The organism is Chlorobium sp., assembly GCF_021740465.1.
Taxonomy (GTDB): Bacteria; Bacteroidota; Chlorobiia; order Chlorobiales; family Chlorobiaceae; genus Chlorobium.
Genome location: NZ_JAIOZR010000016.1, coordinates 1 through 13,569 on the forward strand (window position 1 = coordinate 1; position 13,569 = coordinate 13,569).

The 13,569-nt window shown below is 53.4% G+C and carries 16 protein-coding genes; 5 read left to right on the forward strand and 11 right to left on the reverse strand.

The features are described from left to right. The first annotated feature begins 285 nt into the window (after positions 1-285). The gene (locus K9G39_RS08105; RefSeq protein ID WP_292004422.1) at positions 286-537 is read left to right on the forward strand and encodes a bacteriochlorophyll c-binding family protein; all 252 of its coding nucleotides are present in this window, start codon (positions 286-288) and stop codon (positions 535-537) included. A 172-nt stretch (positions 538-709) separates the two neighbouring features. Here the strand turns inward: K9G39_RS08105 and K9G39_RS08110 are convergent, their stop codons facing one another. Next, on the reverse strand, positions 710-1,408 hold the full coding sequence (locus tag K9G39_RS08110; protein ID WP_292004423.1) for an SDR family oxidoreductase: 699 nt from the start codon (positions 1,406-1,408) through the stop codon (positions 710-712). Between the two features lie 187 nt (positions 1,409-1,595). On the opposite strand from K9G39_RS08110, the gene K9G39_RS08115 reads away from it, so the two are divergent. Both K9G39_RS08115 and K9G39_RS08120 read left to right on the forward strand, forming a co-directional pair. Further along, complete coding sequence (locus tag K9G39_RS08115) at positions 1,596-2,951, forward strand: pentapeptide repeat-containing protein (RefSeq protein ID WP_292004424.1); 1,356 nt, start codon at positions 1,596-1,598, stop codon at positions 2,949-2,951. Between the two features lie 70 nt (positions 2,952-3,021). After that, positions 3,022-3,255 carry a hypothetical protein gene (locus K9G39_RS08120; RefSeq protein WP_292004425.1) on the forward strand — a complete coding sequence of 78 codons (234 nt, stop codon included), beginning with the start codon at positions 3,022-3,024 and terminating at the stop codon, positions 3,253-3,255. 15 nt (positions 3,256-3,270) lie between these two features. Here the strand turns inward: K9G39_RS08120 and K9G39_RS08125 are convergent, their stop codons facing one another. The 3 genes from K9G39_RS08125 to K9G39_RS08135 all read right to left on the reverse strand — a co-directional run bounded on the left by K9G39_RS08125 (position 3,271) and on the right by K9G39_RS08135 (position 5,930). Beyond that, positions 3,271-3,567 carry a hypothetical protein gene (locus K9G39_RS08125; RefSeq protein WP_292004426.1) on the reverse strand — a complete coding sequence of 99 codons (297 nt, stop codon included), beginning with the start codon at positions 3,565-3,567 and terminating at the stop codon, positions 3,271-3,273. A 156-nt stretch (positions 3,568-3,723) separates the two neighbouring features. Next, on the reverse strand, positions 3,724-4,908 hold the full coding sequence (locus K9G39_RS08130) for a TRC40/GET3/ArsA family transport-energizing ATPase (protein WP_292004464.1): 1,185 nt from the start codon (positions 4,906-4,908) through the stop codon (positions 3,724-3,726). A 95-nt stretch (positions 4,909-5,003) separates the two neighbouring features. Next, positions 5,004-5,930, reverse strand: coding sequence for a tetratricopeptide repeat protein (locus K9G39_RS08135; protein ID WP_292004427.1), 927 nt, complete (start codon positions 5,928-5,930; stop codon positions 5,004-5,006). Positions 5,931-6,206: 276 nt separating this feature from the next. Here K9G39_RS08135 and K9G39_RS08140 point away from each other — a divergent pair, with 276 nt between their 5' ends. Together K9G39_RS08140 and K9G39_RS08145 are read left to right on the forward strand one after the other, a co-directional pair. Then, positions 6,207-6,707 carry a septal ring lytic transglycosylase RlpA family protein gene (locus K9G39_RS08140; protein ID WP_292004428.1) on the forward strand — a complete coding sequence of 167 codons (501 nt, stop codon included), beginning with the start codon at positions 6,207-6,209 and terminating at the stop codon, positions 6,705-6,707. A 116-nt stretch (positions 6,708-6,823) separates the two neighbouring features. After that, complete coding sequence (locus K9G39_RS08145) at positions 6,824-7,264, forward strand: septal ring lytic transglycosylase RlpA family protein (RefSeq protein ID WP_292004429.1); 441 nt, start codon at positions 6,824-6,826, stop codon at positions 7,262-7,264. 6 nt (positions 7,265-7,270) lie between these two features. On the opposite strand, the gene K9G39_RS08150 is transcribed toward K9G39_RS08145, so the two are convergent. From K9G39_RS08150 to K9G39_RS08180, 7 genes are all read right to left on the reverse strand, one after another. Then, entirely contained in the window at positions 7,271-7,987 is a 717-nt protein-coding gene (locus tag K9G39_RS08150) for a class I SAM-dependent methyltransferase (RefSeq protein WP_292004430.1), read from the reverse strand. Between the two features lie 5 nt (positions 7,988-7,992). Then, entirely contained in the window at positions 7,993-8,763 is a 771-nt protein-coding gene (locus tag K9G39_RS08155) for an SDR family oxidoreductase (protein WP_292004431.1), read from the reverse strand. A 262-nt stretch (positions 8,764-9,025) separates the two neighbouring features. Continuing rightward, positions 9,026-9,301: a hypothetical protein gene (locus K9G39_RS08160; protein WP_292004432.1), complete on the reverse strand. Its 276-nt coding sequence runs from the start codon at positions 9,299-9,301 to the stop codon at positions 9,026-9,028. Positions 9,302-9,923: 622 nt separating this feature from the next. Beyond that, a complete protein-coding gene (locus K9G39_RS08165; RefSeq protein ID WP_292004433.1) occupies positions 9,924-10,520 on the reverse strand; it encodes a YceI family protein in 597 nt (198 codons plus the stop codon). A gap of 153 nt (positions 10,521-10,673) precedes the next feature. Beyond that, the gene (locus tag K9G39_RS08170; RefSeq protein ID WP_292004434.1) at positions 10,674-11,240 is read right to left on the reverse strand and encodes a four helix bundle suffix domain-containing protein; all 567 of its coding nucleotides are present in this window, start codon (positions 11,238-11,240) and stop codon (positions 10,674-10,676) included. Positions 11,241-11,349: 109 nt separating this feature from the next. Then, positions 11,350-12,774 carry a tRNA uridine-5-carboxymethylaminomethyl(34) synthesis GTPase MnmE gene (gene mnmE / locus K9G39_RS08175; RefSeq protein WP_292004435.1) on the reverse strand — a complete coding sequence of 475 codons (1,425 nt, stop codon included), beginning with the start codon at positions 12,772-12,774 and terminating at the stop codon, positions 11,350-11,352. Positions 12,775-12,803: 29 nt separating this feature from the next. Beyond that, on the reverse strand, positions 12,804-13,475 hold the full coding sequence (locus K9G39_RS08180; protein WP_292004436.1) for an SDR family NAD(P)-dependent oxidoreductase: 672 nt from the start codon (positions 13,473-13,475) through the stop codon (positions 12,804-12,806). Between the last annotated feature and the right edge of the window lie 94 nt (positions 13,476-13,569).

A 13,569-nucleotide genomic window follows, 5' to 3' on the forward strand; every position in this document is an offset into this window, starting at 1 on the left:
GGGAGATAAAAAAACAGTCCCCCTCGACTAAAATCGTCGCCATCTCGGGCGGAGGAATATGCATCCCGGAAAACTACCTGAACCTCGCCCTGATGATGGGCGCCGATGCCTCACTCTGCAAACCGTTCGGACGGCAGGAGCTGCTCGATACCATCAGGAACCTGTAATAAAAGCGGCTGCTTGCAGGATCGCCCGGTCGGCAAAAAGCCTTTGGCAGTGGGAAATTATTTCTTTACATTTATTATTAATAGGTTTTTTCTTTAATACACAAAGAAACAGCAAAAGATGAGCAAGATATCAGGTGCTTTTACACAATGGGCTGAAGCTTATGGCCGTATTGTTGAAATATTCACTGACGGACACTGGTGGGTAACCGGTGATTATATGGAAAATGTGGGTAAAACAACAAAACGCCTTCTGCAGAATGCATACCCATACATTTATGGAGGATCATCATCTTTTGATATCAAGGGATCATCTCCTGATAAGGAAAGGTACGCAACACCGACAAAAGAAATCAAAAAACGATTCGACTGACATAAAATGCCTGTTTTGATCGTAGGGCATTTCGTTTAACGATTTAGCTATAAAACCTCTAATAATTTCAAGTATACGCTTGGTTTCCTTGAAATTATTAGAGGTTTTATAGCTATTAATGCACTTCCCCGCCGCAAGCGGCGTATAATATGACCCGTAGAGATTAACCGTATCAATGGGATAGTTTACCGTAATATTGCGCCAAAGACTCCTGGTACTCTTCTGCCTCATTTATAACTTCAAACGTTTTATTTTTTGCACTGTCGAGCCATAAAGACGCAACAAGCAGTTCCGCAACATCTGAACGATTTATCCATCCGTTCCATATCCGGTCTCCCTCGTCGACATGAAGCCTGAATTGCAGCGGTTCTCCATCCTTCAACCCTCCCGGCCGCACAATCGTATAGCTCCGGTTTTCACGGGAAAACACCGATCTGACATGCTCTTCGGCAGCATACTTCATGGAGAGTACCCCCGCAAAGAGATTAAGCGGATGGTACCATCTGGTCACCGCAATGGAACTGACCATCGCAAAATGCCTTACTCCCGCCTTCGATGCTTCGTCGGCAAGCCGTATGACGCCGTCTCGATCGACCTCCTGCGGCGAAGCCTCTCCGAAAAAAGAACTCGATCCGAGAGCGGAAATGACTGCATCGCAACCTTTTACGGCGGCGGCAATCTCGCCTTTATTCTGCACATGGCCCACGGCAACCTCGACACCGCTGCCGAACACGGAGGCTTTTTCTGCCGATCTCACCAGCACTCGAACAGGAATGCCGTAATGCTGCAGACGTCTTACAACCCATTGCCCGGTTTTGCCTGTAGCTCCCGCAACAAGCACCAAGCCTTTATATGATGGTTTTCCGTCCATGATAGAAACTCCTTTAAAAAGTCCAGATAAATTTTAATTCCACTTTATATCAATCACCATTCGAAGAAGAAAGTTTCACAACTTACCGGCATTTTCCTTACTTTTACCGTAACCGAAACCCTTAACACCGTACGAACGAGGCGACAACAGGCAAAAACGCCGCCGTTCGCACATCAACAATCCCGGCATGAACCTGAAACGCTCCCTGGCACAGGCAGTTCTGCTTGCGGCCTGCTGTACCGCAACTCCGGCTCCCTGTCAGGCTGCCGATCCCGAAGCGGTTAAAATGCTCGTCAACAACCGTTCCGAATGGCATGCCGCCCGGCAATCCAATCCCGGAAAAACCATCGACCTGAACAAGGCAAAGCTCGACGATGCAAACCTCGAGGGAGCAAACCTCAGCAACGTCTCGCTGGTAAGAGCCGAACTGAGCGGAGCAAATCTAAACAGGGCGAACCTGCAGCGAACGAATCTCTCCATGGCTTTTATCAAAAAAGCCGACATGAAAGATGCCGATTTTAGCGGCGCGTCGCTCGTCAAGGCGAACCTCAAGGAGTCGTTCATGAAAGGGGCCTCTTTTGCACGGGCGAATCTTCAGGGAGTCAACCTCAGATGGAGCCAGCTTGAAGCCGCGGATCTTTCAGGAGCGAACCTTTCCGGCACGGTGCTTTTCGAAGCCAATCTGCAGCGTGCGAATCTGAAAGGAGCCTGCTTCAGGGAGGCGCAGTTCATGGACAGCGCCGATCTCAACGAAGCGACGGTTTCCAATAACACTATCACCCCTTCCGGCGATAAAGCCACCAGGAGCTGGGCTTCTGTGCGTAAGGCCCGATTCGTCAGCGAGCCCGAAACAGCTCCTCCACTCTATCTGACTCCTCCCGAACCGACATACCTGTCGGTTCGTCCGGAAGATGAAGGGGGTTCTGCGAAAAACCGTGCCGGTACCCTGAAAAACGCACCGCAGAGCAGGGAAAAACAACAGGAGCTTCTTATTGATGATGTGGAAACATGGAACAGCATGAGAGCAAAAAACCCGGAACTGCCGATAACCCTCAAAGAGGAAAAACTGGAAAACGCAAAACTCAGGGGAGTGAACCTGCAGCAAGCATCGATGGCCGGATCGGATTTCGAGGATGCCAACCTCGACGAGGCTCTCCTCGGCGGAGCTGACTTCAGCGGATCGAATTTCCAGAAAGCGGACATGAAAGGGGTCAAACTGCAGGGCGCACAGCTACGTAAGGCAAACTTCGACAGGACATTCCTCAAGGACGCCGATCTCAGCAATGCCGATCTGACAGAAGCGAACCTCTACGGAGCTATGCTTGCCGGTGCAAACCTCCGCGGCGCCAACCTGAGCGGCACGTCTCTCTTCGACACCGATTTTGAAGGGGCCGATCTTTCGGGAACCATTCTCAAAGGCGCCTCCATGATGGACACCAACCTGAAAAATGCGATTATCACTGCCGAAACCATTCTTCCTTCAGGAAAACAGGCAACTGCAGACTGGGCTGTTCTGAGAGGTGCAATTTTCAGGAAACCCTGAAGTCCCTAAACGGGCGACCGCCTGTCGGCCGCCCCTTATCCCGGGAGGCAACAGCAGAAAAATTCAGGTTATGGCAAATATTCTCGTTTCGAGCTACTACAGCAGATGGGACATTAACGAACATGAAGGACGAATAGCCTTCTATGACTCGGATAACCATCTGATTGAAAACAGGGTGTTCAAAGATCCTGCAGAATTTCAGGTGGTTATCAGCATGCTGCGCCATGACGCTCCGCTCTGGTTCGATACCGAAGCGAATCATCTTCGGACGGGAACCGAACCCGCCGGCGATGGTGAGGAGTGAAAATCTGTCGATCCGTTATTTTTTGATCTCCGTCAGCTGCGGAAACCGCTTGCGGTGCATGAGATGCTGAATGAGGTCTGCTTTGCGGATATTGGGATCGCCGGATTCCAGCAGATGTTTTTTCCCGGTACGGGTGGTAACCTCTATGGTTCCGTCATTATGCACATCCGTTACTTTCCAGAACTTGTCCACCACATAATGATACTCCTCTCCGTGTTCGAGAGGAAATACCTGCCTGGCCCTGGGACCGGGACAGAACGAACTTTTCGGCTTGTGGTAGACAATGGCATCGCCAACCCTGAACTGCGTCATCTTGACCTCCTCTCCGGCATGACATCCGGCTCCTTGACATTTTTAATGATAGTGAACACCTAAACCTTTAATTTACAATCGATAAACAATATTCAAAACAGTTTGTCGCGGCATAACGAGGAATAATGCAGTTTATTGGCCGATAACCCTCCTTTTTCAGGGATTTTCCGTAAACCGTATCACCAGACGTTCACCCTTCATTTCCGCGCCGGCTGTCTGCAGGGTAGCCAGCGACTGGGGAAGCACCATATTGCGCCGATGGTTCCCGATCCGGATATTGAGCTCGTCACCGCTCTTGCTGAGCTGTATCTGATCCTTTGGTATTCCGGGCAGATACAGCTCAAGAGAAAAGCCGTACTCAACCTTCCGCACCTGAAATGTCTGGTTATGATAATAAACCCGGGAGGGATCCTCCCCGTCCGGATAAAGAAAATCCTTGAGTTTTTCCAACGTTTCCATACCGCAGATTTCACGGGAATAGAGCGGAACCTCCTTGACCGGCAGCGGGCTGAAATTGTCGATGATTTCCTGACGGTAAATCGCCTGGTTCTCCTTCCAGTAGACAAAATAAGGATCGTTGACCTCGGGAGGGATGATTCTGTTGGCGATAATCAGATCGACGGAAATGTTGTAGAGACTCAGATAGGCATGTGCTCGCAGCGACTCCTTGATAACCATTTTTTCAGGGTTGGTAACAAGCCTTACGGAGGTAACGGTATTGTCGGTAAGAATACTGCCAAGCGCCTCTATTTTTTCATAGAACTCGCTTGGAATCTGCATCAGCGCCTTGTCGGGAAGCGAAAACCCCGCAATCGGACGAAAAATCGGTTCGACCAGGGGACGCAGATAGAGCGCGACTTTTTCCATCGGCTTGTACAACCGGCGCATATACCAGCCGGTCACATCCGGAATGCTCAGTAGTCTCAGGGCCGTTCCGGTAGGCGCCGAATCGATGATCAGCACATCGTAGCTGCCTTCGTGGTGATGTCGGAAAACCCTGACAAGCCCGAAAATCTCATCGGTTCCCGGAAGAATCGCAAGCTCCTCGGCCTGTACGGCATCGAGCCCCCTTGCCTGCAAAACCTCGGTAATGTAACGTTTTACCGTACCCCAGTTCTGTTCAAGCTCCTGAAGGACATCGAGTTCAGCTCCGTAGAGGTTCTCACAGACTTTTACCGGTTCATGCCCGAGAGGCATGTCGAAACTGTCGGCAAGCGAATGGGCCGGGTCGGTGCTCAATACCAGCGTCTTGTAGCCAAGTTCCGCACAACGAAGCCCTGTTGCCGCAGCCATGGATGTTTTGCCGACACCGCCTTTACCGGTCATGAGAATAAGACGCATAAGCACCTCACAGCAATCGTTACCAAGCGTAAAACATCGTTTGCTATAACCGGCAGCTGCGCATTAAAAGTTTACCGACTGCCTCACTCACCGTGTCACTTGCCGAACTCCCTGAGCGCCTCAATGGAAAGCGTATCGCCCAGACTTGCCGCTTTCTGCAGATCTTCAATCGCCCCTTCGGCATCTCCAAGCTGTTTTCTGGCCAGACCTCTGTTGTAATAGGCTTGAACATTATCCGGCCTGACCTGAAGAATTCGGCTCATATCGTCAATTGCCCCCTGGTAATCGCCAAGCGCAGCCTTCGCGCATGCCCGGTTGTTGTAGGCCTCTACAAACCCGGTATTGAGAATCAACGCCTTGTTGTAATCTTCTATGGCCCCCTTCAGATCACCACTGCTCACACGGGCGTTGCCACGGTTATACCATGCGGCATCATACCCCTGGTCCCGTTCGAGAGCAAGCGTGAAATCGCTGATAGCACCATTGAGGTCGCCGCTGAGGCTTTTCGCAAGACCTCGATTATTATAAGCCCCGGCAAGCTGCGGGCTGAGCCGTATCGATTGGGAGTAATCAGCAATTGCCCCCTTGTAGTCACCAAGTGCCGATCTGGCCGTTCCCCGATTATTGTAGAATTCAGGTATGGCTGGGTCAAGAGCTATCGCTTTGGAAATATCGGCTACAGCTCCCCTGAAGTCCCCGAGAGCAGCTCGGGCGAACCCCCTGTTATTATACGCTCCGAGCAGCTTCGGGTCAAGTTCTATCGCTCTGGTATAATCGGCAAGGGCATCCCTGACTTCGCCTCCGAGAGATTTTGCGAGCCCTCGGTTGTAATAAGCACCTGCATTTTCGGGATCGAGCATGATAGCTCTGCTGAAAGAGTCGATAGCCTCCTGAACCTGCCCCTGCCGGCCCAGTTCAATACCAAGCTCTATGTGCTCATCTGCAGTCTGGGCTGCCATTGCGACCGTATGCAGCAGAAGCAGGACTGCGGCAGCAATGGATACCCTTTGAATAATATTCATTTTTTTTAAAAAACCCCCTTAAGAAACTCCTCATTACAGGCAGAGTAAAGTAACAAACCACTAAGAATAACCGCCCCTGTTTTCTCAGGGAAAAAGCCGATTATGCCTCCGGAAAACACCGTTACCAGCGGTTTTAGCGCCTTATTTGCATATTTTGAATATTATTCCTTATATTTGTTCTTGTTGAAACAATGAATACCAAATGAAATTTTATTCAATTTACCTGTTCTTATCGTTGATGTTGTTTAAGGGACAGAGTGCTAAACCTTAGCATTTATGAGACATGAAAAAAGATTTTTCGCCTTTTCGATTTATGGAGTACTGACCTGTTTACTCTTTACTGCATACCTGACAAGCATACCGCTTTCGGGTTCATTGAAACAGCTCGGTTCAGCAATTCATTCCTCCGCATACGCCGAATCCCGACCTGACAGCAGGAATACTGCCCAAAGTTTTCTTCTTGTGTCGGAAGGAAAAGCATCATATTACGCAAACCAGTTCCACGGAAAGAAAACAGCAAACGGCGAAACGTTCAACATGAACGAACTGACTGCCGCCCATCCTTCACTGCCTTTCGGAACCCGCGTCAGGGTCACCAATCTCAGAAACGGTAAGGATGTCATTGTGCGCATCAACGACCGCGGCCCGTTCGTCAAGGGAAGAATCATCGACCTTTCAGCCGAAGCAGCCAAAGAGATCGGCCTGTTCAGAGCCGGAACCGCCCAGGTACGCGTGGAAGCCATCAATAAAACAATCGCGGACGCATACTCCGGATAGCGAGCATTTTCAGAAACCTGCACAACTATCGGGCATCGCGCCGCTCTTCAATTGCCTAAACAAGAGGCCATCAGGAGAAGCGGTGCGCTCGGTACCCGGCAGAAAACAACAGAATCATGCAGCAAACGTTCATATTCCCGTCTGCGGTAGCCACGGCAATGCTGCTCTTTCTGATCGCACTCCGCCCTGCTCCCTGCAATGCGGCCGAACCGGTTTTTCAATCCGAAACGCCCTCAACCACGGCTGTTTCGGGCAGCAGCGGCATGCTTGTCTCTGAAGGCCGGGCATCCTATTACGCCCATCGTTTCCACGGCAGAAAAACCGCAAGCGGAGAACGCTTCAGCGTGCAGGACTTTACGGCCGCTCACCGCACCCTCCCTTTCGGAACCACGGTCAGGGTAACCAATCTCGACAACGGAAGGGAGGTTGTCGTGCGCATCAACGATAGAGGACCGTATCTCAGAAGCCGGATTATAGACGTCTCTCCCGCCGCGGCCAGGGAGCTCGGCCTGCTCGAGAGAGGCACGGCATCGGTACGGATCGTGGCCGTGAACTGATATCCTCTATTCTCCTTTCCTGAAAACCATCACCAGCGCGGCCGAGCGCTCCCCGCTGAACGCCTCGCCGCCGAAAGCGCCGTAACTGCCCGCACACAGAAAACCCGCCCGCTCGTGAAGCTGGCGGTACCTGTCGGAAGTTACCGGATAAAGGGTGAACTCTTCGCTGAAAACCGCCTTATCCCCGCTTTTGAGCAAAAACGTGAACCGCACCTGTTCCGGCGTTATGCCGCTGTACCGGCGATGAAAGGTCAACTCTCCGCCGGCAAGCGTTTTTACCGGAAACAGGTACCCCCGCCGATGGAGTAAGGCCTCCCAGTTCACGACCTGCAGTGCCCAGTACCCGCCCGGTGCAAGCAGGGAAAAGACCTCAGCGATGAACTGCTCCAGCTTGCCGGGAGACAGGTGGGACAACACGTTGCCGATGGAGTACACCAGCATGAACGGCCCCCGAAGACCGCCTGCATCTACCATGTCCATGCAATGGAACGAGGCCTGCGGATAGGATGCCTTTGCCGCCGCGATCATCCGGCTGTCGAGATCGATCCCCACGGCGGAAAAGCCGTCGCGGGCAAATCTTCCGCAGTAATGGCCGGGACCGCACCCGATATCGAGCACCGGGCCTCCCGGCACACCCGCATACCCCTTCAGGAAAGCGTACACATCCTCCCTGAACGGAAACACCTGCTCGTAATAGGGGGCGAATTCGGAATAGAACGACATGGCGGCTACGGATAATCCTGGCGTGTCGGCCGCACGACGACATCGCTGAAATGCACATGCGGCGGCTGCGATACTATCCCGTGAATCGCACGGGCCACATCCTCGCCGTAGAGCAGCGGACCGAAGCGGTCGTGAAAGGTGTTGACCAGGTCGTCGGTATAGCCCGCCACCTCCTGGAACCCGCTCACCACGATACCGGGCGCCACCAGCGACACCCGTACGCCTTTCGGGCCGATTTCGCGGCGCAACCCCTCGGCAAGGGAGTGCACGGCAAACTTCGTGGCCCCGTACACCGCACTGAAAGGCGAAATCTGACGCCCGACGGTGGAACCGACAACGACGATATCTGCAGCTTTTCCGGGAAAGCGCCCTTTCTGCATGGCAACCATCCTGCGGGCGGCCTTCTGCAGAAGCAGCAGCGCTCCGCAGACGTTGATGTCGAGCACCTCCCGGAACTCCCCGAGGTCGGCATCCTTCACCGAACCGCCGAGTCCACGCCCTGCGTTGGCCACCACGATGTCTGGCTCCCTGCCGAACCGTTCAGTGGCTGTGGTGAACAGGCTTTCGATCACCGCTTCCTGCGAAGCGTCTCCGGCAACCCCGGCAAACGACTCGCCGAGCTCGTCTTCCAGCTCTGAAAGTTTTCCGGCATTTCGCCCGCAGCCCACGACCCTAAAACCGGAAGCCGCGAACAGGCGCACCGTCGCCTCACCGATGCCGGAGGTGGCTCCGGTAACGATTGCGATACGCTCCTCACCTCCTGAGATGGTAACCACTTCCCCCTCCATATATTTTATAAGCCATACAACACTCCCGGGCAGCGAACGACCGCCTCCTCCTGAGTCGGCGGCACAATTGCCGCTCCATAGGAACCATTATAGAGTTATAACCCGATTTTACAAACACCGCACAGGCGTGCAGGAAAATAAAAAAAGCAGCCCACGAGCACGGCTCATGGACTGCTTTCAACTCGAGGCATCGATCAGCCCCGTCCTGCGTCACGAAACGGAGAAAATCGGCTCAGGGAAAAACCTCCGCTCAATGATCGACACGGGTGATCGAGGTGATGTGCGGATCACCTGTAACGGGATCATAGATACGCACGATCGCGGCATCGTTCGTAGAGCCGGGATATACCCCCCTGGCATTGCAGAAAAAATCGTAGTTCCTTCCCGCCACAACCTGCGTGGCGACGGCAACCGGTTCATAGTTAACGCCGACCAGACCATGCATTGCCTTACCGAAGATCGCAATATCCGTTTTGGAAAGAGTACTGTTGAACGGTGTCCACCCACCATGCATTGTTTCTGACATAAGAGTCTCCGTTTGTTGTTGATAGAGAAAATCCCACTCGCCCATCCCCGGGCTTAGGGAGTAGAAAACAGAGCGCCGCAAACGGTGCACCGCCCCTGCTGCATGCATAGCTCAATAAACACTGATCATCCAGCGGCAATACCGCTTGGAAGCGCTCCGCCACAGTGATCGTTATGGAACTGGCCTGACCCGTTTTCGTCATTGCATGGGGGCGACGTAACGGTTCTCGGAAAGATAAATGCGTAACTAATTCGCTATTAATATAGCATTAACGCGCTATCAAAGGAAGTAAAAAGCGTATTTTTTCGTATAAATCCGCAAAATGACAGGAATTCGCAGACTGGGAGTACAATGGAATTGACGACATATACTTCCCGCCACATCTTCGAGGGAGGCCCGATGGAAAACGGGTACCCCACTCACGCTGAGCGGCTTCTTCAGGAAAAGCCTTTTCAAGCTGTCGTAACAGCCGGCCTCTGACGTATGCCGGAACGATCGCACCAAGGGGACTGCTGGAGATAAGACTGGAAGCAAGGGACAGATGCCTGTAACCGGAAAGGAGCCCGCTGTTTCAAAAACATGTGCAATTTCGATAAGCGGACCCCTGTATCCGAAAACATCGCTATTTGTCCGATTTGATCATTTCAATGTCGAGAACAATGTCGACCTCATCGCCGATCGTCACACCGCCTGCATCGAGAGCCCTGTTCCAGGTAATGCCGAAATCCTGCCGATTGATTCTGGTCGTGGCTGTTGTCGCGCGCCTTGCTTTTCCCCAGGCATCACGGATTTCCTTCGAAAACGGCTCGACATGCAGCACAACCTCTTTTGTTCTTCCATGCATCGTCAAATTACCGTTAACCTTCAGCTTCCCGTCAGCCATTAGGCTCCATTTCTTCGAAAGAAACGTTATGCTCGGATATCTGGCCACATCGAAAAATTCCGTACTCCGCAGATGATCATCCCGCTTCTGCACATTCGTATTGATCGACGCCGCTTCGATCTTTGCTGAAACCTTTGATGCCTTGATGTCGTTATCGCTGAGCTCAACAGTTCCGCTGAACCGTGAAAAGCTGCCTTTCACGTTCGAAACCATCAGGTGCCGGACAGAGAACCCCACGCTCGAATGATCCTGATCTATCGACCAGGTTGATGCCAAAGCAAAATCCGGCATCATGAGCGCAATGCCGAGAGCGCAAATTCTGAAAAACCTGTTCATAGTGCTGCATATTTTGATTAACGAGACTCCTTTTTTCCGGAAAGGATCCGGAAAGGCTGCATCAATAGTAACAATGGTTAATAACCGAAAAACAGCAAGACACAAGAGGTAAAATAAAGAATGGCAATCAGGGACACAAAGGACGAAAAAGACCTAAATAGCTCCTTTCCCTTTTGAATGCTCGGTTAGTCGCGCATTGTACATGCGCTCCCGCAGTCCACCCTCTTCAAGAAAAGCATGTTCAAGGGTGGATAGCTGGCGGTCAAGCAGGAACGTCATTACTTTTATGAGTCCGATTACCACATTTGCGGAAATTTCAGGATCGGCATGCTCGATTCCCTTGCGGAAGGTCTCGTAATCAGCTCCCGGCTGGCCATTCAACTCCCGCATCCGCTTTGTGTATGGGTGACCAGGCGGCCACTCCTGCAAACCCTGTACCCTCAGAAAATCCCGGTAGTCATCGAGCAGCTCCTCGAAACTTGCCCGAGCCACATTGGTAAGCTTTATTTCCGTCTCCTTAGACGTACCCGATGCCTGACTGCCCTCGACGATATTCTGCTTCCCCGAATGGGCTGCCTGCACCATCCGGTCGATGGTCCGATCCGGCCGGAGGTAAAACCGGTTGCAGAAATACACGGTAGCATCGTAGACGATCAGCGCCTTCTTGTAGGACAACAGGTTATGATAGCCTCCATGAGGGGGAATGAACGAGCCGGTCATAATAAACAATTGCTGTTTTATTGAATTCAGGGATGCCTGGACAATAAGGGGCCTCAATATCTCAACTTCTCTTCCTTTGGTACTTTACGTCCTTTATATCCCTTACCCACTACTTTCCCACACAGAACCGGTCAAAAATCACATTGAGCACCTCCTCGCTGACCACCTTCCCGGTGATCTCGCCGACGTAGTCGAGGGCTGAGCGGAGTTCGAAGGCGATGAGTTCGGTGCCGGCATACGCGGAGAGCAGTTCCAGTGCGTTTTCGACTGCGTCGCCGGCGTTGCGCAGTGAGGCGTAGTGGCGCAGGCTGGTGACCAGCACGCTGGCGTCGTGCAGCTTGTCGAGCCCTTCGACCATGCCGCTCATGAGCCGGAGCAGCCCTTCGATCCCCTCGCCCTGCTTTGCCGAGACACCCGCGACATCGCAGCCGGTCTCTTCCTGCAGCCTGCTGATGCGCGATGCGCTTTCAGCGGAGAGGTCGGTCTTGTTGGCTATGACGATGAGCTTTGCCCTGCTGTAGGTGTCGCGGAACTCCCGGATCACCTCCGCCTCCCTCAGCCAGTCCGGCTGGTTTATGTCGAGCATGTAGAGGATCAGGTCGGCCTCGCCGATCTTTTTGTAGCTCCTGCCGACTCCCTCCCGCTCGATCTCCTCGGCGGCTTCGCGCAGCCCGGCGGTGTCGGTTAGGCGGAACATGGTTTTTTCGTGCACGAAGCACTCCTCGATGTAGTCGCGCGTGGTACCAGGCATGTGACTCACGATAGCCCGCTCCTCGCCGAGCAGGGTGTTGAGCAGGGTGGACTTGCCCGCGTTGGGTTTGCCGACGATCACCGTGGCCACCCCTTCGCTGAGCAGGCGTCCATGCCGGTAGGAGTCCACGAGTTTCTGTACCTCTTCCAGGAGCTGCATGAGCTGTTCTTTCAGCTCGTCGCGACTCTGGAACTCCACCTCCTCCTCGCTGAAGTCCAGTTCGAGTTCGAGCAGGGCACAGGATTCCAGCAGTCTCTGGCGCAACTGTTCGAGTTTCATGGACAGATTGCCCTGCATCTGGTTCACCGCCGTCCGGTATGCCGATTCCGAGCGTGCGTGTATCATCTCTCCGATGGCCTCTGCCTGAAGGAGGTCGATGCGTCCGTTAAGGAAAGCCCTGCGGGTGAACTCGCCGGGCTCTGCCAGACGGCACCCTGCATCGCAGAGCGCTTGCAGCATGTGCCTGACAACCACCGGCCCGCCGTGGCAGCTGAACTCCACCATATCCTCCCTGGTATAGGAGTTCGGCGAGCGGAACACCAGAGCGACCACCTCGTCGACGAGTCCTTCGCGCTCGTATACCCTGCCGAAGTGGGCCGTAAAACCCCTCGACTCCCGAAGCTGAAAGTCGGGATGGCCGGATTTTCTGAAAAGCCGCTGCGCGATGTCGAGCACGCCCCTGCCGCTGATGCGGATGACGGCGAGCGCTCCTACTCCTACAGGCGTTGCTATGGCTGCTATGGGCTCTTCCTGGATGACGTCTTGCTGCTGATGATCTGGCATGGTGCGGTTATACTGGATGATGACGAGGGTTACAGCGGACGAACGACGATCTGATCGGCAAGAACGTCGTCAGGCAGCTCGATGGCCGAAACGATGACGCGGGCGACGTCCTGCGGGTTCATGCGTTTGGCCGGCTGAACGACCGATCGGTCGAAAAATTCCGTATCGGTCGATCCGGGGTTGACGCTGCAGACTCGGATGCCGAACTCCCTCAGCTCCTCCATCAGGGCTTCAGAAAAACCGTTCAGGCCGAATTTCGAGGCGCAGTAAGCCGTCCCTCCCTTGAAGCCTCGCTTTCCGGCTATGGATGAGACGTTCACGATGGTGCCGGTGCGGTGCTGCTTCATCTGTGGCACAACCTCGCGGGTACAGAGGAAGGCCGCCGTCAGGTTGACTCCAATCACTTCCGCCCACGCCTCCGGAGTTATGGCTTCGACATCTCCGAAAATTCCGAGCCCGGCATTGTTCACCAGCACCGATATGGCTCCGTCAAGCTCCCTGATGGTCAGGAATGCCGCCGCTATGTCAAAAGGCACACTGAGGTCGGTGCCGATCCAGCGGAACCGCTCATGCCCGATAGGGGTTTCGCGGCGGCTCAGGCCATAGACAACGGCCCCTTTTTCAAGCAGTTCGGATGCGGTATGAAGACCGATGCCGGAACTCGATCCGGTGACGACGGCGATACGGTTCTGAAGGTTCACGGGTATACGGGGTTGATTGCCTGGCCATGTTTAGCAGAAATATAGAGAAGAAATGGTAACTTTGGCACACAACAGACCCTGATGAGGCCATGAA

Coding starts and splice junctions, on each gene's coding strand:
- K9G39_RS08130 (WP_292004464.1), bottom strand. CDS start 4,908: ATGCGTCTTATTCTCATGACCGGTAAAGGCGGTGTCGGCAAAACATCC.
- K9G39_RS08160 (WP_292004432.1), bottom strand. CDS start 9,301: ATGTCAGAAACAATGCATGGTGGGTGGACACCGTTCAACAGTACTCTT.
- K9G39_RS08165 (WP_292004433.1), bottom strand. CDS start 10,520: ATGAACAGGTTTTTCAGAATTTGCGCTCTCGGCATTGCGCTCATGATG.
- K9G39_RS08140 (WP_292004428.1), top strand. CDS start 6,207: ATGAGACATGAAAAAAGATTTTTCGCCTTTTCGATTTATGGAGTACTG.
- mnmE (WP_292004435.1), bottom strand. CDS start 12,774: ATGCCAGATCATCAGCAGCAAGACGTCATCCAGGAAGAGCCCATAGCA.
- K9G39_RS08120 (WP_292004425.1), top strand. CDS start 3,022: ATGGCAAATATTCTCGTTTCGAGCTACTACAGCAGATGGGACATTAAC.
- K9G39_RS08135 (WP_292004427.1), bottom strand. CDS start 5,930: ATGAATATTATTCAAAGGGTATCCATTGCTGCCGCAGTCCTGCTTCTG.
- K9G39_RS08110 (WP_292004423.1), bottom strand. CDS start 1,408: ATGGACGGAAAACCATCATATAAAGGCTTGGTGCTTGTTGCGGGAGCT.
- K9G39_RS08170 (WP_292004434.1), bottom strand. CDS start 11,240: ATGACCGGCTCGTTCATTCCCCCTCATGGAGGCTATCATAACCTGTTG.
- K9G39_RS08105 (WP_292004422.1), top strand. CDS start 286: ATGAGCAAGATATCAGGTGCTTTTACACAATGGGCTGAAGCTTATGGC.
- K9G39_RS08115 (WP_292004424.1), top strand. CDS start 1,596: ATGAACCTGAAACGCTCCCTGGCACAGGCAGTTCTGCTTGCGGCCTGC.
- K9G39_RS08125 (WP_292004426.1), bottom strand. CDS start 3,567: ATGACGCAGTTCAGGGTTGGCGATGCCATTGTCTACCACAAGCCGAAA.
- K9G39_RS08145 (WP_292004429.1), top strand. CDS start 6,824: ATGCAGCAAACGTTCATATTCCCGTCTGCGGTAGCCACGGCAATGCTG.
- K9G39_RS08150 (WP_292004430.1), bottom strand. CDS start 7,987: ATGTCGTTCTATTCCGAATTCGCCCCCTATTACGAGCAGGTGTTTCCG.